Annotated in this window: 18 protein-coding genes; 11 read left to right on the top strand and 7 right to left on the bottom strand. The window is 61.1% G+C overall.

All coding sequences use genetic code 11. The annotated features are described in order from the left end of the window. Positions 1-15 precede the first annotated feature (15 nt). The gene (locus tag FS767_RS19880) at positions 16-1,035 is read right to left on the bottom strand and encodes a LacI family DNA-binding transcriptional regulator (protein WP_058637753.1); all 1,020 of its coding nucleotides are present in this window, start codon (positions 1,033-1,035) and stop codon (positions 16-18) included. A gap of 204 nt (positions 1,036-1,239) precedes the next feature. On the opposite strand from FS767_RS19880, the gene FS767_RS19875 reads away from it, so the two are divergent. The 7 genes from FS767_RS19875 (at position 1,240) to FS767_RS19845 (ending at position 10,877) form a co-directional block, all read left to right on the top strand. After that, positions 1,240-1,779 (top strand): gluconokinase, encoded by a 540-nt coding sequence (locus FS767_RS19875; protein ID WP_144967651.1) that lies wholly within the window; start codon positions 1,240-1,242, stop codon positions 1,777-1,779. A 109-nt stretch (positions 1,780-1,888) separates the two neighbouring features. Then, positions 1,889-3,241 (top strand): GntP family permease, encoded by a 1,353-nt coding sequence (locus FS767_RS19870; protein WP_027914937.1) that lies wholly within the window; start codon positions 1,889-1,891, stop codon positions 3,239-3,241. Positions 3,242-3,327: 86 nt separating this feature from the next. Next, a complete protein-coding gene (locus tag FS767_RS19865; protein ID WP_058605015.1) occupies positions 3,328-3,615 on the top strand; it encodes a hypothetical protein in 288 nt (95 codons plus the stop codon). Positions 3,616-3,790: 175 nt separating this feature from the next. Next, on the top strand, positions 3,791-5,032 hold the full coding sequence (mexE, locus tag FS767_RS19860) for a multidrug efflux RND transporter periplasmic adaptor subunit MexE (protein ID WP_144967649.1): 1,242 nt from the start codon (positions 3,791-3,793) through the stop codon (positions 5,030-5,032). 12 nt (positions 5,033-5,044) lie between these two features. Continuing rightward, positions 5,045-8,224: an efflux RND transporter permease subunit gene (locus FS767_RS19855; RefSeq protein WP_144967647.1), complete on the top strand. Its 3,180-nt coding sequence runs from the start codon at positions 5,045-5,047 to the stop codon at positions 8,222-8,224. Next, positions 8,221-9,636: an efflux transporter outer membrane subunit gene (locus FS767_RS19850; RefSeq protein ID WP_144967645.1), complete on the top strand. Its 1,416-nt coding sequence runs from the start codon at positions 8,221-8,223 to the stop codon at positions 9,634-9,636. The genes FS767_RS19855 and FS767_RS19850 overlap by 4 nt, the downstream gene beginning before the upstream one ends. 185 nt (positions 9,637-9,821) lie before the next feature. Beyond that, on the top strand, positions 9,822-10,877 hold the full coding sequence (locus FS767_RS19845; RefSeq protein WP_144967643.1) for a tetratricopeptide repeat protein: 1,056 nt from the start codon (positions 9,822-9,824) through the stop codon (positions 10,875-10,877). An 18-nt stretch (positions 10,878-10,895) separates the two neighbouring features. Here FS767_RS19845 and FS767_RS19840 read toward each other — a convergent pair whose 3' ends face one another. Further along, positions 10,896-12,959, bottom strand: coding sequence for an ATP-binding protein (locus tag FS767_RS19840; RefSeq protein WP_371921605.1), 2,064 nt, complete (start codon positions 12,957-12,959; stop codon positions 10,896-10,898). A 301-nt stretch (positions 12,960-13,260) separates the two neighbouring features. Between FS767_RS19840 and FS767_RS19835 the strand changes: the two genes are divergently transcribed. Further along, positions 13,261-14,073 carry a CSS-motif domain-containing protein gene (locus FS767_RS19835; protein ID WP_144967641.1) on the top strand — a complete coding sequence of 271 codons (813 nt, stop codon included), beginning with the start codon at positions 13,261-13,263 and terminating at the stop codon, positions 14,071-14,073. A 15-nt stretch (positions 14,074-14,088) separates the two neighbouring features. Here the strand turns inward: FS767_RS19835 and hppD are convergent, their stop codons facing one another. After that, the gene (hppD, locus tag FS767_RS19830) at positions 14,089-15,165 is read right to left on the bottom strand and encodes a 4-hydroxyphenylpyruvate dioxygenase (protein WP_027914930.1); all 1,077 of its coding nucleotides are present in this window, start codon (positions 15,163-15,165) and stop codon (positions 14,089-14,091) included. Positions 15,166-15,460: 295 nt separating this feature from the next. Between hppD and FS767_RS19825 the strand changes: the two genes are divergently transcribed. Beyond that, entirely contained in the window at positions 15,461-17,047 is a 1,587-nt protein-coding gene (locus tag FS767_RS19825; RefSeq protein ID WP_144967639.1) for an EAL domain-containing protein, read from the top strand. 33 nt (positions 17,048-17,080) lie between these two features. Continuing rightward, positions 17,081-17,968 (top strand): EamA family transporter RarD, encoded by an 888-nt coding sequence (rarD, locus tag FS767_RS19820; protein ID WP_058605022.1) that lies wholly within the window; start codon positions 17,081-17,083, stop codon positions 17,966-17,968. Here the strand turns inward: rarD and FS767_RS19815 are convergent. Continuing rightward, positions 17,931-19,502 (bottom strand): TerC family protein, encoded by a 1,572-nt coding sequence (locus FS767_RS19815; RefSeq protein WP_144967637.1) that lies wholly within the window; start codon positions 19,500-19,502, stop codon positions 17,931-17,933. The two genes, rarD and FS767_RS19815, sit on opposite strands and share 38 nt — an antisense overlap. A 285-nt stretch (positions 19,503-19,787) precedes the next feature. Between FS767_RS19815 and FS767_RS19810 the strand changes: the two genes are divergently transcribed. Beyond that, the gene (locus FS767_RS19810; RefSeq protein ID WP_144967681.1) at positions 19,788-20,369 is read left to right on the top strand and encodes a LysE family translocator; all 582 of its coding nucleotides are present in this window, start codon (positions 19,788-19,790) and stop codon (positions 20,367-20,369) included. Between the two features lie 10 nt (positions 20,370-20,379). Here the strand turns inward: FS767_RS19810 and FS767_RS19805 are convergent, their stop codons facing one another. The 3 genes from FS767_RS19805 to FS767_RS19795 all read right to left on the bottom strand — a co-directional run bounded on the left by FS767_RS19805 (position 20,380) and on the right by FS767_RS19795 (position 23,532). Further along, a complete protein-coding gene (locus FS767_RS19805; RefSeq protein ID WP_144967635.1) occupies positions 20,380-21,150 on the bottom strand; it encodes an AraC family transcriptional regulator in 771 nt (256 codons plus the stop codon). Between the two features lie 36 nt (positions 21,151-21,186). After that, complete coding sequence (locus tag FS767_RS19800; protein ID WP_144967633.1) at positions 21,187-22,317, bottom strand: glycosyltransferase 61 family protein; 1,131 nt, start codon at positions 22,315-22,317, stop codon at positions 21,187-21,189. A 66-nt stretch (positions 22,318-22,383) separates the two neighbouring features. Continuing rightward, positions 22,384-23,532 carry a hypothetical protein gene (locus FS767_RS19795; RefSeq protein WP_144967631.1) on the bottom strand — a complete coding sequence of 383 codons (1,149 nt, stop codon included), beginning with the start codon at positions 23,530-23,532 and terminating at the stop codon, positions 22,384-22,386. Positions 23,533-23,705 lie beyond the last annotated feature (173 nt).

Below are 23,705 nucleotides of genomic sequence, written 5' to 3'. Positions count from 1 at the left end.
CTTGGGTGTTGAATCTCAGGAGCTTTCTCGCACCATCAACTCAAACCCCAGGTCCTGCCGGGCTGGCGTCACGGCTTTGCCATCGAGCAGCGTCAACAATGCCTGGGCGGCGACCCGCCCCACCGCAGCCCTTGGCGTGCGAATGGAAGTAAGCCTGGGCACCATGTGCGCCGAAGCCGGCAGATCATTGAAGCCAACCATGGCAACCTGCTGCGGGACATTGATGCCCTGGCGCAGCGCTTGAAGCACAGCGCCCTGGGCGAGGTCATCGTTGCAAAAGAAGATACCGTCCACTGCCGGCGCCTGCCTGATCAGGCGGCTGAACAGCTCACCGCCGAGTGCGATGGACGACGGTGCTGGGGTCAGGACCTCTCGCTCGGCCGCGTGCAACCCAGCTTCGGCCAACGCCTGGCGAAAGCCCTCGGCCCGCTGCATGACCCGGGGATCGAGCTGTGCCGCAATGAATCCAGGCCGTGTGCAACCACGTTCGATCAGGTGTTGAGCCGCGGCCCGGCCCGCTTGGTGCTGGGAAAAGCCTACCGCCAACGCGTCGGCATCCCCATCCAGTTCCATCATGTGAACGCAGGGGACGCCACTGGCCGCGAGCATCTGACGTGAAGCGTCAGTGCGTTCGAAACCCGTCAGCAGCATCCCACAGGGCTGGTAGGCCAGATAGTTGCGGATGAGGTTTTCTTCCTCGGCGGTATCGTAGTGGTAGTTGCCGATCAGCACCTCCAGCCCTCGTGGGCGCATCACATCATGGATGGCTTCGAGGGTGTCGATGAACAACTGGTTGGACAATGACGGTATGAGCACCACGACCGAGTGGCTGCGGGCAGATGCCAACGCCCGGGCGGCAGGATTGGCCACGTAGCCAAGGGTCGTGGCCGCAGCCATGACCTTGGCAGCGAGTTCAGGGGCCACGGTCGTGACGCCGCGCAAGGCCCGGGATGCAGTTATGGGGGAAACCCCGGACATTCTGGCGACTTCAGCCAGGGTGGGACGACCAGTAGTGCGCGAACCAATGCGGGCCATAATGTTGTAATTTTACTACTTGCAAGGACTGGGAACGGCCTCTAAGGTAGCGCTGTCTCAGGACGTAGGCAACGGCTGTTTGCACGTTGCCCTCAGGTGATTGCCGCACGGCGTCCATACTGCGTAAGCACAAGATCAATAACATTGGGGAGATCGCGCTGCCCGAGCCTAAGACAGCGCTGTCCCACCCTGCAGGAGGTACAGATGAATTCTCCACTGCCCGCCATCGTGGTCATGGGTGTGGCCGGCTGCGGCAAGAGCTGCATCGCATCGGCCATCGCCGCTTACAGCGGCGGGCACCTGATCGAAGGTGACGCTTTTCACCCGCAGGCCAATATCGACAAGATGAGCGCCGGTATTCCCCTGGATGACGATGACCGTGCTGGTTGGCTGGTCCGTCTGGGCGAGGAAATGCAAGCGACAAGTCAGGCCGGCACTCGGCCGATTCTCACCTGTTCGGCACTCAAGCGCAGCTACCGCGACACGCTGCGTTGCGCGATGCCTGGGCTGATGTTCGTCTTTCTTGAGCTCACCCCTGACCAGGCTGAGCAACGGGTTCTGGCGCGACCGGGGCATTTCATGCCGGCCAGCCTCATCCAGAGCCAGTTTGCCGCCCTTGAGCCACCCTACGATGAACCGCTTACCCTGACGCTGGATGCCACCCAGCCGATCGTTGCGCTCGCCGAGGCGGTAGACGGCTGGCTCAAGCGCTGCGCCGAGCACAGTGTTGCGCAGACTGCCTGAGCCTGCTCGCACTTCGCTCCGCCAAGACAGCGCTGTCTGACCCCATTCTTGCAACGACTCACCCACCAAACTCCGCCAAAAACAACGATAAGACCGAGGCCTACATACCATGTTCGGACTGGCTACTGATACCTTCCTGCTCCTCGACGCGCTGGTTACCATCGTCGGGCTGATTCTGCTTATCACCCATTTCAAGGTGCACCCCTTCGTCGCCCTCACCCTGGCTGCCGGTTTCCTTGGCCTGACCTCTGGCATGCCGGTAGCCAAGGTCATGAAATCGTTCCAGGACGGCTTCGGAGGCGTGCTGGGGTTCGTCGGCATCGTGCTCGCACTGGGGACGATGCTGGGCAAGCTGATGGCCGATTCGGGCGGGGCTGACCAGATCGCTCAAACCCTGATCAGGGCCTTTGGCAAGAAGAACGTGCACTGGGCGATGATGTTCGCTGCCTTCCTGGTGGGCATTCCGCTGTTCTTCGAGATCGGTTTCGTCTTGCTCATCCCCCTGGTCTTCATCGTCGCGCGGCGTTCCGGGGTTTCGCTGATCAAGATCGGTATCCCCTTGCTGGCAGGCCTGTCGGTGGTGCACGGCCTGGTACCGCCGCACCCAGGGCCGTTGCTGGCCATCGGCATCTTCCACGCCGACATCGGCAAGACCATCTTCTATGGCCTGATCGTGGCCCTGCCCACGGCCATTATCGCCGGCCCCCTGTTCGGCAACTTCATCTCGCGCTATATCCCCGGGCACCCTTCCCAGGAGCTGATGGACCAGATCGCCAAGGAATCGGACCAGGCCAACCTGCCGAGCTTCAGCGTCACCTTGATTACCGTGTTGCTGCCAGTGGTGCTGATGCTGCTCAAGACCTTCGCCGACGTGGTGCTACCTGCCGAGCACATCGTGCGCCAATGGATGGACCTGATCGGGCACCCCATCACTGCGTTGCTCGCCGCCTTGCTGCTGGCGTTCTACACCTTTGGCTCGGCGCGCGGTTTCAATCGCCAACAGATCATGAAGATGCTCGATCACAGCCTCGCGCCCACGGCTGCCATTGTCCTGATTGTTGGCGCCGGCGGCGGCTTCAAGCAAATGCTGGTCGATACCGGCGTTGGCAACGTGATCGGGCAAATGGCTGTACAAGCCGAGATCTCGCCGATACTGCTGGCCTGGCTGGTCGCTGCGGTCATTCGAATCGCCACAGGGTCTGCCACCGTGGCGACCATCACCGGCGCAGGGATCGTGGCACCTGTGATCGACCTGGTGCCTGGGGTGAACCGTGAACTGCTGGTGCTGGCGACCGGTGCCGGGTCGCTGATCCTGTCCCATGTCAACGATGCCGGGTTCTGGCTGGTCAAGCAGTACTTCAACATGACTGTGGCCGAGACCTTCAAAACCTGGAGCATGATGGAGACCCTGCTGTCAGTGGTCGGCATCGTGTTCATCATGGCGCTGTCGCTGGTGGTGTGACCGTTGATCGGGGTGCTGGCACTTTGAACTGCCGGGCAAGGCCAAAAGGTTACGAACCTGCCCTGCCCGTCGCTAAGGAGATTGCCATGAATCGCCCCAGCATCCTGCTGCTTGCCCTGCTCGCCTCACCCCTGGCCCTCGCTGCCGGGACCGGGCCTACTTACCCGGATGACCCACACAACCAGGCACCCAAGCCAGGCGCAGACAGCACGCTCAACCCGATTGAAAAGCCTATGCCCCGTGATACGGATCCAAGGCTACAAGGCAACGATCCAGACAGCCCGCCAGCCCAGCAGAACGACAACCAGGATTTACCAGGCATGGACGGCACTGGCTCGGAAGGCACAACGGGCAAGGGTGCAAGCCAGCCCTGAGCTGTTGGGGGCGCCTGTAGCGCCCCATCGCTGAACGGCTGCGGTATTGCCAGAAGGCGATAAGCGACGGGTTCATATCATTCACCATGATATTAACCTTCAGCCCATTCGATTCGTTCCCCGCGCGCAACGCACTCACACTCCGCCCATTCCTAATATATTGGCGGAGTTCTCCATGGAGCAGTCACTCAAACCGTTCGGCGTCCCACTTGCAGCCCTTGCAGTGGTAGCGCTCGGCGCTTGCAGCAAAACCCCCGATGCCGCGCAGGCCCCGGCAGCTCCAAAGGTCACCGTGGCCAAGGTGATCGAGCAGCCGATCAACGAATGGGACGAGTTCACCGGGCGCCTGGAAGCGCCGGAAACCGTCGAAGTGCGCCCCCGTGTCTCGGGTCAGATCGACCAGGTGGCGTTCACCGAAGGCGCCCAGGTGCGCAAAGGTGACCTGCTGTTCCAGATTGACCCACGGCCTTTCCAGGCCGAAGTCCGCCGCCTTGAAGCCCAGCTACAGCAAGCCAAGGCCAGTGCCATCCGAAGCGCCAACGAAGCCCGCCGGGGCGAGCGGCTACGAGACAGCAACGCCATCTCCGCCGAACTGGCAGAATCACGCAACAGCGCTGCGGCCGAAGCACGCGCCGGCGTAGATGCCATCCAGGCGCAACTTGACCTGGCACGTCTGAACCTGAGCTTCACCCGGGTCACCTCCCCTATCAACGGCCGCGTGAGCCGCGCGCAGTTCACCGCCGGCAACATCGTCACCGCCGATGTCACGCCTCTGACCAGCGTGGTCTCCACCGACAAGGTGTACGCCTATTTCGATGCTGACGAACGCGTTTACCTCAAGTACACGCAGCTGGCCCGCCAAGGCCAGCGCGGGCAAAGCACACCGGTCTACCTGGGCCTGACCAACGAGACTGGCAACCCGCACCTGGGGCAGATGAACTTCGTCGACAACCAGGTCAACCCACGCACCGGCACCATTCGTGGACGGGCCGTGTTCGACAACAAGCGCGGTGAATTCACCCCTGGCCTGTATGCACGCCTGAAACTGGTCGGCAGCGCACAGTACGATGCTGTGTTGATCAACGATGAAGCGGTGGGCACCGATCTGGGCAAGAAGTTCGTGCTGGTCATGGACAATGACAACAAGGCGGCCTACCGCGCTGTCGAGCTGGGGCCAAAGCTCGAGGGCTTGCGCATCGTGCGCAGCGGGCTAGCCAAGGACGATCGCATCGTCGTCAGGGGCCTGCAGCGGGTACGCCCGGGCTCCCAGGTCACCCCTGAAGAAGCGCCCATGGCCAGCGAGCAGACACTGGCCGCACTCGCCCATCAACGTCAGGCGCTGGAAGCGAGCACCGGCACGGCCAAAGTGGCCGGCACCACCAACCAGGGCGCCAGCGCCCCTGCGCCGCGCGGTTGAGGAACCCCACCGATGAACTTCTCCAAATTCTTCATCACACGGCCCATCTTCGCGGCGGTGCTGTCACTGGTGCTGCTGATCGCCGGCTCCATATCGCTGTTCCAGTTGCCCATTAGCGAATACCCCGAAGTCGTACCGCCCACGGTCGTCGTGCGCGCCAACTTCCCGGGTGCCAACCCCAAGGTCATCGGCGAAACCGTCGCCGCGCCCCTGGAGCAAGCCATCACCGGGGTCGAGAACATGCTCTACATGTCTTCACAGTCCACCGCCGATGGCAAGCTGACCCTGACCATCACCTTCGCCCTGGGGACCGATCTGGACAATGCCCAGGTACAGGTGCAGAACCGTGTGACCCGCACGCAGCCCAAGCTGCCCGAGGAAGTGACCCGTATCGGTATCACGGTGGACAAGGCCTCGCCCGACCTGACCATGGTCGTGCACCTGACCTCACCGGACAACCGCTATGACATGCTCTACCTGTCAAACTACGCCATCTTGAACATCAAGGACGAGCTGGCGCGGCTGGGCGGTGTGGGTGATGTGCAACTGTTTGGCATGGGCGACTATTCCTTGCGCGTGTGGCTGGACCCTAACAAGACCGCCTCGCGCAACCTGACGGCCACCGATGTGGTTACCGCGATTCGCGAGCAGAACCGCCAGGTGGCTGCGGGGCAGTTGGGCGCTCCGCCCGCACCAGGCTCCACCAGCTTCCAGCTCTCGATCAACACCCAGGGTCGCCTGGTCAATGAGGAAGAATTCGAGAACATCATCATCCGGGCCGGCGCGGACGGTGAAATCACGCGCCTGAAGGATATCGCTCGCGTCGAACTGGGCTCCAGCCAGTACGCCCTGCGCTCGCTGCTCAACAACCAGCCCGCCGTGGCCATCCCGATCTTCCAGCGCCCAGGCTCGAACGCCATCGACATCTCCGATGAAGTGCGCGCGAAGATGGCGGAATTGAAGAAAGACTTCCCCGAAGGCATGGACTACAGCATCGTCTACGACCCCACCGTGTTCGTGCGCGGCTCGATCGAGGCGGTGGTGCACACGCTGTTCGAAGCACTGGTGTTAGTCGTGCTGGTGGTCATCCTGTTCCTGCAGACCTGGCGTGCATCGATCATTCCGTTGCTGGCCGTGCCGGTATCGCTGATCGGCACCTTTGCCGTGATGCACCTGTTCGGCTTCTCGCTCAACGCCCTTTCCTTGTTCGGGTTGGTGTTGGCAATCGGCATCGTGGTCGATGACGCCATCGTGGTGGTGGAAAACGTCGAGCGCAACATCGGGCTGGGCCTCAAACCGCTCGAGGCTACGCAAAAAGCCATGAGCGAGGTGACAGGCCCGATCATCGCCACCGCCTTGGTGTTATGCGCGGTGTTCGTCCCTGCAGCGTTCATCTCGGGGCTGACCGGGCAGTTCTACAAGCAGTTTGCCCTGACCATTGCGATCTCTACGGTGATTTCGGCGTTCAACTCGCTGACACTGTCCCCTGCCTTGGCAGCGGTGTTGCTCAAAGACCACCACGCACCCCGGGACACGTTCTCGCGGCTGCTGGACAAGTTGCTGGGCCGCTGGCTTTTTGCCCCGTTCAACCGCTTCTTCGACCGCGCCAGTCATCGCTACGTAGGCGGTGTTCGCCGAGTGATCCGCTCCAGTGGCATCGCCTTGTTCGTCTATGCCGGTTTGATGGGCCTGACCTACCTGGGGTTCTCCTCCACGCCAACGGGTTTCGTACCTGCCCAGGACAAGCAATACCTGGTGGCTTTCGCCCAGCTGCCAGATGCCGCCAGCCTTGACCGCACCGAAGCGGTGATCAAGCGCATGAGCGAGATTGCCCTCAAGCAACCGGGCGTGGCGGACTCTGTCGCGTTCCCGGGCCTTTCGATCAACGGCTTCACCAACAGCCCCAACAGCGGCATCGTGTTCACCCCCCTCAAGCCCTTCGACGAACGCAAGGACCCCAGCCAGTCGGCCGCTGCCATCGCCGCGGCGTTGAACGCCCAGTTCGCGGACATTCAGGACGCCTACATCGCGATCTTCCCACCGCCGCCCGTGCAAGGTCTCGGTACTATCGGGGGTTTCCGCCTACAGATTGAGGATCGTGGCAACCTGGGTTACGAAGCGCTGTACAAGGAAACCCAGAACATCATTGCCAAGAGCCATGAGGTGCCAGAGCTCGCGGGGTTGTTCACCAGCTACCAGGTCAATGTGCCGCAAGTCGACGCGGCCATTGATCGCGAGAAAGCCAAGACCCACGGCGTGGCCATCAACGATATCTTCGACACCCTGCAGGTGTACCTGGGGTCGCTGTACACCAACGACTTCAACCGGTTCGGACGTACCTACCAGGTCAACGTACAGGCCGAGCAGCAGTTTCGACTCGACGCCGAGCAGATCGGGCAACTGAAGGTGCGCAACAACCGGGGCGAGATGATCCCACTGGCCACGTTCCTCAAGGTCACCGATACCTCCGGGCCCGACCGCGTGATGCACTACAACGGCTTCATCACCGCGGAAATCAATGGTGCAGCGGCGCCTGGGTACAGTTCAGGCCAGGCGGAAGCAGCCATCGAGAAACTCCTTAAGCAGGAATTGCCCAACGGCATGACCTTCGAGTGGACGGACCTGACCTACCAGCAGATCCTCTCGGGCAACACTGCGCTGTTCGTGTTCCCGCTGTGCGTGCTGTTGGCGTTCCTGGTACTGGCCGCCCAGTACGAAAGCTGGAGCCTGCCCTTGGCCGTGATCCTGATCGTGCCAATGACGCTGCTCTCGGCCATCACCGGGGTCATTGTCTCGGGGGGCGACAACAACATCTTCACCCAGATCGGGCTCATCGTCCTGGTGGGGCTTGCCTGCAAGAACGCCATCCTTATCGTCGAGTTCGCCAAGGACGAGCAGGCCAAAGGCCTAGACCCCCTGGCTGCGGTGCTCGAAGCCTGCCGTCTGCGCTTGCGCCCCATCCTGATGACGTCCATCGCGTTCATCATGGGTGTCGTACCGCTGGTGTTCAGCTCGGGCGCGGGCTCGGAGATGCGACATGCCATGGGCGTGGCGGTGTTCTCCGGAATGATCGGTGTCACGGTGTTCGGCCTGTTCCTGACGCCGGTGTTCTTCTTCCTGATCCGCCGTTTTGTCGAGCGACGTCAGGCCCGCAAGGCCGAGCGCGCCCATCCGCTGGAGAACCCTGCATGAACCTGTTCAAACACCTGACACCGAGCCTGCTCAGCCTGGCCCTGGCGGCTTGCGCGGTGGGACCTGATTACCAGGCTCCGGCCACTGCCCCAGCCCACCTGGACGTCGAAGCCCAGGCCAAGGCCTATGACCGTACCCGTTTCGAAAGCCTGTGGTGGAAACAGTTCGACGACCCGACCCTGAACCAACTGGTACAGGCCTCGTTGGAAGGCAACCGAGATCTACGGGTCGCTTTCGCACGGCTTAAGTCGGCCAGGGCGATTCGGGGCGATGCCGAAAACGATCTGTTTCCGGTCGTGACCAGCCGTGCCAGCAGTGAAGTGGGCAAAGGCCAGGTGCCTGGCCAGACCGACCACCGGGTCAATACCGAGCGCTATGACCTGGGCCTGGACATGGCGTGGGAAGTCGACCTGTTCGGGCGAATTTCCCGCCAGATCGAAGCCAGGCAGGCTCAGGAAGCAGCAGCGGCGGCCGACCTTCAGCAACTTCAGGTCAGTCTCATCGCCGAGCTGGTCGACGCCTATGGCCAGCTGCGCGGCGCGCAACTGCGTGAGCACATTGCCTTGGCTAACCTCAAGACGGAGCAACAGTCACGTACTATCACTGAAACGTTGCGCGATGCCGGAGTGGGTAACGAACTGGACGTGGTACGGGCCGACGCGCGCCTGGCAGGGGTTGAAGCCAGTGTGCCGCAGTTGCAGGCTCAACAGGCCAGATCGCGGCATCGCATCGCCACCTTGCTGGGCCGTCGGCCTGACGCAATCGGTGTGGACCTTTCGCCCAAGGCCCTGCCCGCCATCGCCAAGGCCCTGCCTGTGGGCGATCCGGGTGAACTGCTGCGCCGCCGTCCGGACATCCGCAGCGCCGAGCGCCAGCTTGCCGCAGCCACCGCCAACGTCGGGGTGGCGACGGCAGATCTGTTTCCCCGGGTGAGCCTTAGCGGTTTCCTGGGTTTCACCGCAGCGCGCGGCTCTCAGCTCGGCTCCTCGGCAGCGGGCGCCTGGGGGTTGGGCCCCAGCATTACCTGGGCGGCGTTTGACCTGGGTAGCGTGAGGGCACGCCTGCGCGGCGCCAAGGCCGACGCGCAAGGCGCGCTGGCCAATTATGAGCAGCAGGTACTGTTGGCGCTGGAAGAGTCGGCCAACGCGTTCAGCGACTACGACAAGATCCAGCAGCGCCTGCTGTCGCTGATGCGTCAGAGCGAAGCCAGCCGCAAGGCGGCCGACCTGGCGTCGATCCGCTACCGCGAGGGGTCAGTCGATTACCTGGTTCTGCTAGATGCCGAGCGCGAGCGCCTGAGTGCGGAAGATGCGCAGGCGCTTGGCGAGGTCGACCTCTATCGAGGGATCGTTTCGATCTACAAGGCACTCGGTGGCGGCTGGCAACCCGACACGGTGGCCAACTCGCACTGAGCAGCACCACAGGCTCCTTTGGTGGGTCCATGACCGACCGTTTGCCCCGCCGATTCAGTTCTGCGGGGCTTTTTTTGCTCAAGCCTGGGGTTTCACGCCCAGCCCGCCACACGCGTGTCCAGCCTCGGTTGCATTTGCCCGTAGGCTGGCCCAAGCTTTGCCACTCCTGACACACGGACCGTCCGATGCCAAGACGTACCCGCTACCTGATTGCACTGCTGCCGTTGATGATGCTGTCAGCGCTGTTCGGCTATCTGTGGCGCGACGTGGAGCCTGAACAGCCAGCCCTGCCCCCGCACAGCTACGTGAAGGCGCTGCGTCAGGCCCATGACGGTCAGCCCGGCGCTGCACGGGTCTTGTACCAACAGCTGCAGCGCCGTGACCTACCGGCCATCCGCCGAGCGGCCCTGTATGCCGAGCTGCCCAACTACCCGTCTGCGCAAGCCTTCAAGCTGGCCCAGGCAGACCTGAACCATGCCGATGCCATCGTACGCCGCGCCGCCGTATCCGCGATCAGCCGCCTGCTGCCTGGGCCCCAGCGGAGCCTGATACTTGGCCCCCTGCTCGAAGACAGCGATCAGAGCGTTCGTTTTGCGACCGTAGGGGCGCTGCTGGGCGTGGACCCTGACAGCATGGGCCTTTACATCCGCGCCTTGCACGAAGCCATTCAAGCGCAGGAACAGGTTCTGCTCGCTCAGCCCCAGGACGTCGATGCGCAGGTCCAGCTTGCCCGCCTGTACCTGCACGAGGACGAGTATGCCAAGGCGGGCGCTGCCATCGAGCGGGCATTGGCAGGCGATGACAGTAACCTCGATGCCGTGGCGTTGAAGGTGACCTTGCTTGAGCGCCAAGGGGCGCAGGATGCTTCACGTCAGGTGCTGGCCGATGCGCTGGCAGTAACCCCCGATTCGGCGTTCTTGCAGCATGAGCTCGGCCGTTGGCTGATTCGTCACGACCAGCAGGAATATGCACTGTTGGCGCTGTCGCGGGCGGTGGAACTGGAGCCGGACAATGCCGAGTATCGTCTGAGCCTTGCCAAGACCCTGCATGACCTTGAGCAGCTGGATGCGGCCCAAAGGCAGTTGGAAGCCATTCTGAGCAGGGCGCCCGCCAATCGGCAAGCCAGAGTCCTGCTGATCGAGTACTGGAAAGAGTCCGGACAGTTGCAGAATGTGCAGGTGCTGCTCGCCGAACTCGAGCGCCAGAACCCGGATGATCCTTATCTGCAGAAAGACCTTTAGACATGGGGCCGCCCTGGGTCAGCTGTCGATCATCTCCAGTACCTGCTCCACCAGCTGCGCCAACTGGAACGGCTTGCGCAGAAGCGCCGTTCCGGGCTGTAGAATGGATTCTGACTCGATCTCTTGCAGGGCATAGCCTGTGATGAACAGGATTTTTTGTTCTGGCTTGAGCATGCGCATGGCCCTGGCCACTTGTCTGCCACTGAAGTTGCCGGGTAGCCCGATGTCGGTAACCACCAGATCGAACGGATCATCCTGGCGGAAGCGCTGCAGAGCGCTATTTGCATCTGCGACATCGGTTACATCGAAGCCAGATTCAAGCAAATATTCGCGCATCACCGTACGCAGGTTCAATTCATCGTCTACCAGCAATACACGCTCGCCGCTCCCTACCCGACTCGGGCTTTTGCGGCCGACGGGCGCTTCGTGAACGGCCTCAAAGCAGCGGGGGAACAGCATGCTCACCTTGGTGCCCTCGCCCACTGTAGACTCGATCCACGCATAGCCACCCGATTGACGTACGAAACCATAGACCATCGACAGCCCCAGCCCAGCCCCGCGACCTGGAGGCTTGCTGGTGAAGAAGGGTTCAAAAGCCCTGGCCACGTCGCTGGCCGGCATGCCATGCCCTTCATCGGCGACATGCAAGGCCACATAGTCGCCCGCAGGCAGCCCTGTTTCATCCGGAAAAGGCACGCTTAGCCGTTCGTTGACGCTCCGAACTGTCACGGTGCCCTTGCCAAGGCATGCCTCTCGCGCATTGGCGCACAGGCAAAGCAATGCGTTTTCCAACGCCGCAATGTCCAAGCACACGACCCAGGATGCGACGTCCAGTTGCCAGTCAATATGCATCTCGGGGCCTAGAGCACTCAGCAGCAGCGGCTCGCTCAGGCGCAGTTGGCGATTGAGGTGAAACGGCCTCGGCGCCGACGGCCGATCACGAGAGAATGCAAGTAGGCGATGGGTCAGTTCCATGGCGCGCAGTACCGAGTCACGAGAAAGCTTCACGTACTCCTCGATACGTTCCAGGCGCCCTTCCTGGAGCCGCAGCTGCAGTAACTCAAGCCCACCCCCAATGCCTGCCAGCAGATTGTTCATCTCGTTGCCCATGCCGCCGGCCAGCTGGCCCACCGCCTCCATGCGCTCGGTGTTACGCATCAACATGCGGGACTGACGCATGGCGTCTTCGCGTGCGCCGGTAATGTCTCGACCTACGATGGTCACCAACCTTGCCCCCCCCCGCGCACTCCAGCTGAACCAGTGGTAGTGACCCTCACGGTGCCGCAGGCGTGTCTCGATCTGATGGGTGTCGTTGCGACGCAGCAGCGATTCTATCGCTTGCTGGACCTGCGCAAGGTCTGCAGGATGGACCAGGGACAGGATGGGCAAGTGCTGCACCTGCTCCAGCTCCCATCCTAGAATACTTAGCCAAGTGGGATTGGCATTGTGCAGCTTGAGGTCCGGGGTGACCGTCATCATGGCGTCGTTTGAGAGCTGCCAGATTCTTTCCAGCTCACTGACATGAGATGCAATCTGCCTCTCCAAAGACTTGGCCTGGCTTCGCCAATGCTCACGCCCCTCCTTGTTCGCAGCGGTCTCGATAATCGTATGGACAAACCCTGCAACCTCCCCTAGCTCATCGTTCAAGGGGGTATAACCCAAGGCGCACCAAGGTCCTTCGGCGTGATCGCAACGACCGATGCTTATTGGCGGATCTTCGATAAAACTGGAACGGCCCGCTAGCGCGTCGAACACATACGGGCCCAGACTCTCCCACTGGTCGTGCCACAGCATATCGAAACGCGCACCCAGCGTGCCTGACGACCCCTTGAGCGCCACGTAGGCGTCGTTGGGGATGACCGTTAGCTGATTGCCCCACACCACGGCACACGGAAACGGTGAGTGACACATGGTGTCGACGGCGACGCGCAGGCAGGCAGGCCAGTGTGGCAAGGCCCCCAGCGCCGTTTGCGACCAATCGAAGCGGATCACCTGTTCCTTGAAATCGCTTGGGAGGCTGCGTTTGGGCAGCTCCTTTGCCACCGATGCGATTGGGCCTCTAGGTCCTTGTTTGCCGGGCAATGTGATTCTCCGTCATTAAGCAAAAGCCTGTGGCTCGGATGTGGGGCCTGTGCACAAGGTCCATGCGTCGTGTCACGTTAGCATAGGCCAGCGCGACACGATGACCTTCCTACTCCGGATGCGCCGGTCCGAGCGCGTTGATCGGCTGTGATACCGCTCCTATAGGGGATGACAACTACATCCAGCCTAACCAAATCCCACGTTTTCACGGCTCTCTCCCTACAGTGCTGTTTTCGATAACGACCTAGGATCGAGCCAGCTGCCCACCCTGGGCAGCGCGAGACGTGAGGAAGGATGATCAATGGACAAATTCATGCATGCGGGCCGGAGCCTGCTTGAGTTGGTGCTGCTGATGGCGGTAGGTCTGGTACCTGTCTTTTCAGGACTGCTGGTCATCAACTTTCAGCAGGACGCCAAGCTTGAGGGCAACGCTGAAGTGTCGGTGCGCGAGGCCATTTTCAGCGTCGATCAAGCCTTGGACCGCGTATATGAGGTGGCCATGAGCACGCTGCCACTGGCAGGTCAGCCTTGCAATATGATCAGACGCGCGCTCGTCGACCAAGTGACGAGCCGTTCGATGCTCAGGTCGCTGACGCTGATTGAGGACGGTAAGGCCTATTGCAGCTCAGCGTCGGACTCGCTTGAGGTGCTGACTGACATCGCCTCGACCGGCGAGCTGTTGACATTCAACCAACTGATGCTGGATGCGCAGGGTTACGTATTGATGAACTTGCATGTGCAAGGTGAGAAAACAAGCGTGATCGCAACAAGCTACCCGGTGCAGTTACGCAATGAACTTGACGCTTTCAAGGACGGACTCACGCTGGTGCTGGAGTTTGACAAACACGCCGTCTGGAAAGATGGCGACAGCCTGAACGGCACAAGGCCTTCCGTCGCCGAATTCACCCATGAATTGGAGTCAACCCATTACCCCTACCGGGTGGTCGCTGGCTATCCCACTGGTTACGCCGCGCAGGAGCTGCGCGCCGCGGTGTTCAACATGCTTCCTTCATTGATGCTGGTGGGGCTCATGACGGGGTCGGTGATTTACGTGGTTTTGGGCAAGATGCGCGTCAGGCAGCGAGACAGTGCCGTCGATCGCCAAGGACGATGACGGCACTACCGGCCATTACTCGACGCTCAGCACGCCGCGGCGTACCTGGTCACGCTCGATGGACTCGAACAGCGCCTTGAAGTTGCCTTCGCCGAAACCATCGTCACCCTTACGCTGGATGAACTCGAAGAACACCGGCCCCAGCAGCGTTTCGGAGAAAATCTGCAACAACAGTCGTTTGTCCCCGGCTTGTGCTGCTCCGTCCAGCAAAATGCCACGTGCCTGAAGCTGATCCACCGGCTCTCCATGATCAGGCAAGCGCTCGGGAAGCATTTCGTAGTAGGTCTGCGGTGGAGGAGTCATGAAACGCATACCCAGACCTTTGAGAGCATCCCAGGTCTTGACCAGGTCGTCGGTCGAAAATGCAACATGCTGGATGCCTTCGCCGTTGAACTGCATCAGGAACTCTTCGATCTGCCCCGCCCCCTTGGACGATTCTTCGTTGAGCGGAATCCGGATCATGCCGTCGGGCGCGGTCATGGCCTTTGAGGTCAAACCCGTGTATTCGCCCTTGATGTCGAAATAGCGTATTTCTCGGAAGTTGAACAACTTCTCGTAGAAGCCGGCCCAATAGGCCATGCGCCCTCGATACACGTTGTGGGTCAGGTGGTCGATGACCTTCAGGCCCGCACCGGTCGGGTGGCGATCCACGCCGTCAATAAAATTAAAGTCGATGTCATAGATCGAGCTGCCTTCCTCGAAACGGTCGATCAGATAAAGCGGGGCACCGCCAATGCCCTTGATCGCCGGAAGACGTAATTCCATGGGACCTGTTTCGATTTCGACCGGCTGAGCGCCCAGCTCGAGAGCGCGGGCGTAAGCGTCGTGAGCGTTGCGCACACGAAACGCCATACCGCAGATAGACGGGCCATGCTCGGCGGCGAAATACGACGCTACGCTTCTGGGTTCATTGTTCAGGATCAGGTTGATGTCGCCCTGTCGATACAGGTGCACATCCTTGGAGCGGTGGGTGGCCACCTTGGTGAAGCCCAACATCTGGAATACAGGCTCCAGAACACCGGGGGTAGGCGAAGCCAGCTCGATGAACTCAAAGCCCATCAAACCCATAGGATTGTCGAAAATATCAGCCATGTGCGTGTCCTCATCTGCAGCGAATTCAATGTTTGCCTGGGATGTCGAACAGCGCTGGCGGGGAGCACGGAATGCCCCGCACACTGCGCGCGAGGAAGTCGCCAATGATCAATCTGAAGCCAGGGTATGTCATAGGACCCGTACTCAGCAGGTGTGACTCCTCCGAAACAAAGGAGCCTTATTGTTTTTTTCGTAAATCGATTCTACACAGCGTAATTTGTTTTGTCCCGCATTTGTTCCTCGTCCCTGAGCACAGGGCTATGCTTTGTAGCGTCTCCCTCGATCAGTTGCCACTATGCCCCTTTCTAGAAAATCGCGCTCAGGCTTCGGCTGGCGAACCCTGCTGCCCTGGATGGTTGGCGCATTCCCTATCGCGTGCGGCATGGCCGTGATGAACTGGCAGATCGAGCGTGATCTGCAAGCCGGCAGCCGAGCGTCTGCCCAGCAGGTCATCGCGCACGTCGAACGCATCCTCGACGGCGCCTCGCGTACAGCGATCGCGTTGCTGCCCTCGGCGGGTACCCCGTGCGCCGAGGCGCAGCTGCTGTTACGGGGCGAAGTCACCCGCAACGCCTTCATTCGCTCGACCAACCTGGTCAAGCAAGATCGGCTGTACTGCAGTTCGTTGTTCGGCGCGTTCGATGAACCAGTGACAGCCAGCGACTATGTCGATGGGCACCTGTGGTTGATGGACGGTAATTCCGTTACACCTGGGCACCCGCTGATGGTCTATCGCGCCAGTGAAAAAGACCGCGCGGCGATCACCACGGTAGATGGCGATCATCTGCTGATGGCGCTGCGCCTACTCGGTGCAGGCCATGCGCTGTACCTGCGCGTGGGAAACGCCTGGATGGGCCGAGACGGCATTGTTCACCAGGGGCCAGCCCCGGCTGCAATAAGCGCCCCTGTGTTCATGGCGTCTGCACACTATCCGTTCAGCGTTGAAGGCGGCTATATGGCGCCCCAGTCGAGCCGGCTTTGGCGCAGTCACTATCTGGCGCTTCTAGGCTTGCTGGTGGTGCTGGGCGTTCTTGCCGGCGTTGCCTGCCACTGGCAGATCAGGCGGGCTACCTCGCCGCGTGCCGAACTGCGCAGGGCGCTGGAAGCCGACGAGTTCCTGCCCTATTTCCAACCGGTGGTCCGTCGAGGGGACTACCGCTGGGCCGGTGCGGAAGTGCTCATGCGCTGGAATCACCCGAGCGAAGGCCTGGTAAGGCCCGACCTGTTCATTCCCTATGCCGAGCACAGCGGCCAGATCGTGGCGATGACCCGTTCGCTGATCAAGCAGACGGCGAGCAGCCTGGCGCCCTACGCCGCCCTGATGGATGACGGATTCCACATCGGCATCAACATCACGGCCGACCACTGCCGCAACCTTGAGCTTTTGGATGATTGCCGCGCATTCCTGGCGCACTTCCCACCGGGTCGGGTCATCCTCACGCTGGAGCTGACTGAACGCAAGTTGCTCGAACCCTCGCCCACGACGCTTGAGTTGTTCGAGCAGTTGCATGAGATCGGCGTACTGATCGCCCTCGATGATTTCGGCACGGGCCAGTCGAGCCTCAATTACCTCAGGCAATTCAAGGTGGATTACCTGAAGATAGATCAGAGCTTCGTAGCCCTGATCGGCGGGGACGCGTTGTCCGTTGCCGTTCTCGAAACCATCATCGAACTATCGGTCAAGTTGGGGCTCGGCATCGTGGCAGAAGGCGTCGAAACGCTAGTTCAGCGCGATTACCTCGAGCAGCACGGGGTTCACTTCCAGCAGGGTTATCTTTACGCCAAACCCATGCCTGCCGCCGAGTTTCTGCAGACGCTGGCGGCGCAGCCTGCCGCCTCGCGGTTGCCGCAGAGCACGCCCCCTGAGATCATGCACGGCTGATCTCAACGCTCATCTCCTGCATACGAGGCACTTGTGTCAAAAGGGATTGTTACATCGGTCACGGCGTCCTGCCTGTTCGCCGTGATGTACTTTTATACATCGCTGCTCAAGCCATTGGACGGCGAGGAAATCTTCGGTTGGCGCACGCTGCTCACACTGCCTTGCCTGACGCTGTTCATGCTGGTGTCCAAGGACTGGGCAAGGGTGGGCGAATTGCTGCGCAGGGTCAGACGTACACCCCAGCTGCTGCTGGGTATGGTGGGTACGTCCTGGCTGATGGGCGTGCAATTGTGGCTGTTCCTGTGGGCGCCGCTGCATGGACGCAGCCTGGAAGTGTCGATGGGCTACTTCATGTTGCCCCTGGCCATGGTGCTCACGGGCCGGTTGGTCTACGGCGAACGATTGTCGCACTTGCAGAAGATTGCAGTGGGCTGTGCGGCACTTGGGGTGGGCCATGAACTGTATCAGCATGGCAGTTTTGCCTGGGAAACCCTGGTGGTGGTTATCGGCTACCCGATCTATTTCGTGCTAAGGCGCCGCTGCGGCACGGATCATCTAGGCGGGCTGTGGTGCGACATGTGCCTGCTGTTGCCTTGGGCCATCTATTTCGTGGTGCAAGGGCCGCTCTCCAGCGCCGATATGCAGGCACATCCAGGCCTTTACGTACTGATCCCCGTGCTGGGAGCGATCAGCGCGTCTGCGTTGATCGCTTATGTCCTGGCCAGCAGGCTATTGCCGTTTAGCCTGTTTGGACTGCTCAGCTACGTCGAGCCGGTCCTGCTGGTCGGCGTAGCCTTGCTGTTGGGCGAAACCATCGGTCCAGACCAATGGCTCACTTACCTGCCCATCTGGGCTGCCGTGGTGGTGCTGGTCATCGAAGGGTTCAAGCACATGCTGCGTCACCGTCGGCGTTCGGTTTAAGCCGCACCTGACGTACCCGGCGCTCTTCCACAGCCTCGACGATCAGCGTCCAGCCGTTCCAGGCAATACGATCGCCTACCATCGGAAGTCGATCGAGCAAGCTCATCACCAGGCCCGCCAGGGTCTGGTAGTCCTCGGTCGCACGAGCAGCGAAGCCTGTTCGAGCCTGCACCTGGGTCAGGTTCACTGCGCCACTGACGACAAAGCCCTCGCTGTCCTGAATGATCCCGGGCCCTTCGACTTCACTGGCGTCAGGTAGCTCACCGGCGATGGATTCAAGGATGTCGGTCATGGTCAGCACGCCTGTGAAATCCCCGAACTCGTTGACCACGAAAGCAATGTGGGTGGACTGGTTGCGCATTTGTTCGAGGGCGTTGAGGATGCTGAAACTGTCCAGCAGGTTCAACGGGGCGCGGGCCATGCCCTCCAGGTCAGGCTGATTGCCCGACAGCAGTTCCTTGAGCATCTCTTTCTTGTGCACGAAGCCTAGTGGCTCGTCCACCCGGCCATCACGAATCAGCGGCAGCCGCGAGTAAGGCGAACTGATCAAGGCGTGTGTGATGGCGTCGGGCGGTTGAGCCAGATCAATCACGTCGACTTCCGAGCGCACGGTCATGACTGTCCGGATCGGGCGCTCGGCCAAGTTCAGCACGCCGCTGATCATGACCCGCTCGCGGCGATCAAACAGCACCTGTTCGCCATTGCCCTCTACCATGTCGGCGATCTCTTCCCCGACTTCGTCAGCTTCGACGCGACGACCACCCAGCAGACGCAACACCGCATGCGCCGTACGCTCACGCAAAGGCCGATGCTGCTGCAGGCTGCGCTTGCGCCGCGCCCTGGCCAGCTGGTTGAACAGCTCGATCAGAATAGAGAAGCCGATCGCTGCATACAGATAGCCTTTGGGGATGTGGAAGCCCAGGCCTTCTGCGGTCAGGCTGAAACCGATCATCATCAAAAAGCCCAGGCACAACATGATGACCGTCGGGTGGGCATTGACGAACCGGGTCAGCGGCTTGCTGGCCACGATCATGATACCGATGGAGAAAATTACCGCGATCATCATGATGGACAGGTGTTCGACCATGCCCACGGCGGTGATCACCGCATCCAGGGAGAAGACCGCATCGAGTACCACGATCTGCGCAACGATTGGCCAGAAGGCCGCGTGACGTACGGGGCCGCTGGTCTGGGCGACATGGCCCTCGAGCCGCTCATGCAATTCCATGGTCGCCTTGAACAGCAGGAACACACCACCAAAGAGCATGATCAGGTCGCGCCCCGAGAAACTTTTGTCGAACACCTCGAACAGTGGCGCCGTTAGCGTGACCATCCAGGAAATACTCGCCAGCAGGCCCAGGCGCATGATCAGCGCCAGGCTCAGGCCAATGATGCGGGCGCGGTCGCGCTGATGAGGGGGAAGCTTGTCAGCCAGAATGGCGATGAATACCAGATTGTCGATACCCAGCACCAATTCCAGGACGATAAGCGTGAGCAGGCCTAGCCAGGCCGTCGGATCAGCCAGCCATTCCATCAGCGGATACTCGTAGAGATTGAGGGGATTGAACGGTGTGGCCAGCAAGGCCGGGGACTGGGAGGCTCCGCGAAGGTGCTCATAGTGACCTGAATAACAATTAGGGAAGATGATCCTACAAGCACAGCAGGTTTTCCGGTAAGCGCAAAACTATTACAAACCGTTAGCAGCCTATCCCCGTGTGCAGCCGGTGCGTTCCCCGGCGCCGGATGGGCACTTTTGTTCAATACCGGCCTGACGTTGTGGCTGGATGATGCCCGGCACATCACCCGTGAGTACTTTGCCATGAATCTAGCATTGTCCATGGCCGCCTTCGCACTGGCGGCCTCCATTTCACCAGGCCCGGTTAATGTAGTGGCCCTGGCCAGCGGCGTTCGGCACGGCCTACCCGCAAGCCTGGGCCACGCAGCAGGCGCGACACTGGGTTTTTGCGCGCTCCTGCTGCTGGTGGGCAACGGCCTGCATCAGCTACTGGCACATTGGGCGCCGCTACAGGGTGTGCTCCAGGCCGGGGGAGTGCTGTTTCTGCTTTACATGGCCTTGCGACTCGCCAGCGACGACGGCGCACTGGGCGCCACTCATACCTGCGCGCCCCCTTCAGCCTGGTGCGGGGCAACCATGCAGTGGTTGAACCCCAAGGCGTGGCTTGCCGCAGTGGCCGGGGTGGGCGCCTATACGGCAGGCGAGCAACAGGCGCTGTGGGTCTTTACAGGGATATACGCACCGATATGCTTCGTGTCCGTGGCCTGCTGGGCTTGGGCGGGTAGCGTTGCAGGCCGGCACCTGCACAGCCCGCGCCCGCTGCGCCTATTGAATCGTACGCTTGCTGCGTTGTTGGTCGCCAGCGCAGTAGGGCTGGTCATATAGACTCTGCGGCTTACCGATAATGCCCGGGGGTGGCCGCCAGATGCCGCTTGAATGCCCGCTGCAAGTGCGACTGATCGGCAAAGCCTGCGTGCTGGGCTGCCTCGGCGATCGATTGCCCGTGGCGCAAGTGCGACCGAGCCAATTGCACACGCTGATCGAGCAGGTAACCGTGCGGCGTCAGGCCGAAGCGCTTGCCGAAGGCACGGATCAGGTAGGCACGCGACAAGCCGCAGGCCGTGGCAATGTCTTGCAGCGTTAGCGGATCGCTTCGGTGGGCGCGGATGAACGCTGCGGCCGCCTCAAGGCGCGGGTTGAGCGCAGCCTCGGGCGCCGGTTCATGGTCAAGGAAGCTGGGCAGGTCGCACAGCATCGACATAAGGCCTTGCTCACGCTCGGCCGCATCAGGGTCAAACAGCGTGGCGCACACCGATAGCACCTGCTGATACAGGCCCGGGGCTGCGCTGTATCGTTGGCTCGGCCAGGTAAAACCTACCGATGCCAGCCACGGCGTGTCGATGAACAGCATGATGTACGACCACGGCAGACCCGACACAGGATTGCACGCGTGAATCACGCCCGGATTGATTAACACGGTGCTGCCGGCCGCGACCTCGACCTGTTGGTTACCGCTAACGTATGTACTGCGCCCGCCGGTGATCACCCCGAGTGAGAAGCTCTCGTGGGAGTGGGCTGCGTGGCAGACCTGGCGCCCGTCTCCTACCACACGCGCCTCGACGAAAGGCAGTGCCGGATCACGCCAGAACCGAGATACCTCAAGCATCGCCGCTTTGTCCCCATCCCATGGAATCGGCCGATACTACACCGCCGGAGACGGAAACAGGTCCAGGGTTCGCTCCACCTCCTGGATGTCGATACGAAAGCCGTCCCCGTCGGGCAAGCCAACCACGAACCCGAAGTGCTGATGGTCGCGATCGGTGAGGTACTTGTAGTAGCTGACGAAGCGGTTCGGAGGCTGCAGGGTCAGCAGGCACCCGCCCGCCTCCAGCACGTTCACGCCGTGAACCAGTTGGCTCCCCTCCACCCCGATGACCACATGCGCCCCGGCGCAGGCTGCGACGATCGAAGGCACGTCGCTTTTCAACGGATCGACGACGCGAAACCCCCGGGTGACACGCAAGTGTTCAGCCAGTGCCAGTTCGTTGCGCAGCAAGCGCAGGTCGCCATCGCCTCCGCGCAGCAGAAATACGCCTGGGTGCGAGGCGTGGGCAACATGCGCACGAAGCTTGTCGCCCATTGCCCGATAACGGGCATGACGGTCACGGTTATTGCTCTGGTCATCGAACAGCACCAGTTCGCGGAAGAACGCCGTGCGCAGGCGATGCGGCTGCATGCCAAGCCATGCTTCATAGGCAGGGGCCTGGGTAAAGATCGGGTATTTCGCAGAGGGCGCGGTGGTGACGGGCATGCCCTCGTTGCAGGCCAGCGCGTAGGTCGGGCAGTCTTCCATCAACCAAGTGCCGAACCACGCATTGCCGTTATGCGTGCAGTAGATGGCCCCGCGATCGATCTCATGCTCAACGCTCAGGGGCGCAAACGCGCTGTGCCGGTGCGACAGCCACTGGGCAGCCTTGCCCTTGTACAACGCGCCGTCGATCAACCACACGTCCCTGCACAAATAGCCGCGGGTCGGCCCATGCGCGGTCCGGATGCCGCCTTCCATGGTGGAGCGCGGGTGCACGAAGGGATAGAACCGCTTGCCTTCCCAGCCCGTGACGCGCTCGAGCTGGCCTGGCAAAAATATCGCGGGCGGGGTAATGGACATTTCACCCGGCGCAATGTCCCACGAACGCTCGGCAATGCTCCTGATATCTGGCGAGGCCTGCCTGAGCAGGCGCTTGCGCAACATGTACTGATAAGCAGCCAGGGTCCATGAGCGCGACGACGGGGCCGCGGGCAAAGTGCTGGGCTGCAAGCTATCACCTGCCATTGAACGTCTCCACGCGAAATTGTCGATTAAGGTGGCCGCTTGGCCCGTGCGTTGCCTGTACCGCGCTCAGGTACAGGTGATGATCTCCATTGCCGGCGCTGATGGCAGGCCTGCATACCGCTGCTTGAGCGCTGTGACCAACTGATCGCCCGCCCCCGCGGCACCATACAAGTAGATCTTGCTGAGCCCACCGAAGACCATTTCGTGATAACGACTGGCCAGCGCCTGCTCGCTCGCGCCGTCAGGCACGCCAAGGTGCAGCGTAAGCTTGTCACTTTCGACTGCAAACAATGGCGTCTCCCATAGAAAGTGGGCGATGCCGGATTTGGGCAGGCGCACAAAGAGGTGGGCATGGTTGCCCAGCGAGTCGATGTCGCCGCCTCTGCGACGCTTCCACCTCAACAGCCCGTCGTCGGGCCGCGCCAGACACAGGCCAATGTCGTAGTAATCGAAGCCCTGCCCAAGCGCCCACTCCAGCGCCATGTAAGTCGTAATCGAGTTGACTTCACGCAGGCGCTTGGCATCGGAGAACACCGCTTCGCAATAGCCGAAACGCAAAGTGCTCCAGTAGCGCTTGCCGGCGCGAACCACTTCACAACCCAGGTGACAACCGATCACGTGTTCACCCTGCACGATGAGGTCGAGCCTGCCGACCTGCTTGGCGATCCTGAAGACTTCATCGGTCGGTATTTGCGACGCAAGAAGGCCCTTGCGGGCTGTGGCATAGGGGCGCAGGAACTCCCGGTCCGCCATCTCGATGTCCTCGTCAGACACCGCCTGGCGCATGTGATAAAGGGGCCGGTGTTTGCGAATGCTGCGGCGCAACTCGCTGTCATAGCGCGCGGTTATGTCTTCTAGGGGGCGCCCCAACGGCACGACGGCGCTCACGTAGTGAGGCACCGTCAGAGCACCTGCGGTAGGAACTTCGCTGACCATTACCACTGGACGTCGGGCGTTTGGTACAGGGCTGATCACTGAAGAGCGGGGGCTGGACAGTCCGCTCATCAGCAACTTGGCCATGTCGCGCTGCTGTTTGCGGCCTACATAAAGGATGTCATGGGCACTTTCGTGTTGCAGGCGAAACCGACTGATTTCCCAACGCCAGACGCAGGCACGGGCGGCAATCTCACGTGCCTGGGTTGCCAAGTGCCGTAACCGATATCGCTGGGAGGGTGACAGTGAGCGACGAGCCACTGCCCAGAGCGTCTGTTTCATCAGATTCGACGTCCACTGTAAGTTTTGCGTTCTTGCAGACATATAAAAAAGCCGAAGCACGACTAACCTATTGATTAATAGAGCATTGCATTACTTTGAGGTTTCATATTCAGTAACAATTTAAGGTGCTACCAAAGTGTTTGGCAAGCAGCGAGCCTCTATAAAAGCCATAT

The sequence above is a fragment of the Pseudomonas sp. DE0010 genome (assembly GCF_007680745.1).
GTDB classification, from domain to species: domain Bacteria; phylum Pseudomonadota; class Gammaproteobacteria; order Pseudomonadales; family Pseudomonadaceae; genus Aquipseudomonas; species Aquipseudomonas parafulva_B.
This window is presented reverse-complemented; position numbering and strand designations above follow the sequence as displayed.

What these genes read in the sequence shown, in the direction of transcription:
- FS767_RS19855 (WP_144967647.1), top strand. Translation starts at nt 5,045, where the DNA reads ATGAACTTCTCCAAATTCTTCATCACACGGCCCATCTTCGCGGCGGTG.
- mexE (WP_144967649.1), top strand. Translation starts at nt 3,791, where the DNA reads ATGGAGCAGTCACTCAAACCGTTCGGCGTCCCACTTGCAGCCCTTGCA.
- FS767_RS19870 (WP_027914937.1), top strand. Translation starts at nt 1,889, where the DNA reads ATGTTCGGACTGGCTACTGATACCTTCCTGCTCCTCGACGCGCTGGTT.
- FS767_RS19825 (WP_144967639.1), top strand. Translation starts at nt 15,461, where the DNA reads ATGCCCCTTTCTAGAAAATCGCGCTCAGGCTTCGGCTGGCGAACCCTG.
- FS767_RS19845 (WP_144967643.1), top strand. Translation starts at nt 9,822, where the DNA reads ATGCCAAGACGTACCCGCTACCTGATTGCACTGCTGCCGTTGATGATG.
- FS767_RS19800 (WP_144967633.1), bottom strand. Translation starts at nt 22,317, where the DNA reads ATGGCAGGTGATAGCTTGCAGCCCAGCACTTTGCCCGCGGCCCCGTCG.
- FS767_RS19815 (WP_144967637.1), bottom strand. Translation starts at nt 19,502, where the DNA reads ATGGAATGGCTGGCTGATCCGACGGCCTGGCTAGGCCTGCTCACGCTT.
- FS767_RS19880 (WP_058637753.1), bottom strand. Translation starts at nt 1,035, where the DNA reads ATGGCCCGCATTGGTTCGCGCACTACTGGTCGTCCCACCCTGGCTGAA.
- FS767_RS19810 (WP_144967681.1), top strand. Translation starts at nt 19,788, where the DNA reads ATGAATCTAGCATTGTCCATGGCCGCCTTCGCACTGGCGGCCTCCATT.
- FS767_RS19805 (WP_144967635.1), bottom strand. Translation starts at nt 21,150, where the DNA reads ATGCTTGAGGTATCTCGGTTCTGGCGTGATCCGGCACTGCCTTTCGTC.
- FS767_RS19875 (WP_144967651.1), top strand. Translation starts at nt 1,240, where the DNA reads ATGAATTCTCCACTGCCCGCCATCGTGGTCATGGGTGTGGCCGGCTGC.
- hppD (WP_027914930.1), bottom strand. Translation starts at nt 15,165, where the DNA reads ATGGCTGATATTTTCGACAATCCTATGGGTTTGATGGGCTTTGAGTTC.
- FS767_RS19835 (WP_144967641.1), top strand. Translation starts at nt 13,261, where the DNA reads ATGGACAAATTCATGCATGCGGGCCGGAGCCTGCTTGAGTTGGTGCTG.
- FS767_RS19795 (WP_144967631.1), bottom strand. Translation starts at nt 23,532, where the DNA reads ATGAAACAGACGCTCTGGGCAGTGGCTCGTCGCTCACTGTCACCCTCC.
- FS767_RS19865 (WP_058605015.1), top strand. Translation starts at nt 3,328, where the DNA reads ATGAATCGCCCCAGCATCCTGCTGCTTGCCCTGCTCGCCTCACCCCTG.
- FS767_RS19850 (WP_144967645.1), top strand. Translation starts at nt 8,221, where the DNA reads ATGAACCTGTTCAAACACCTGACACCGAGCCTGCTCAGCCTGGCCCTG.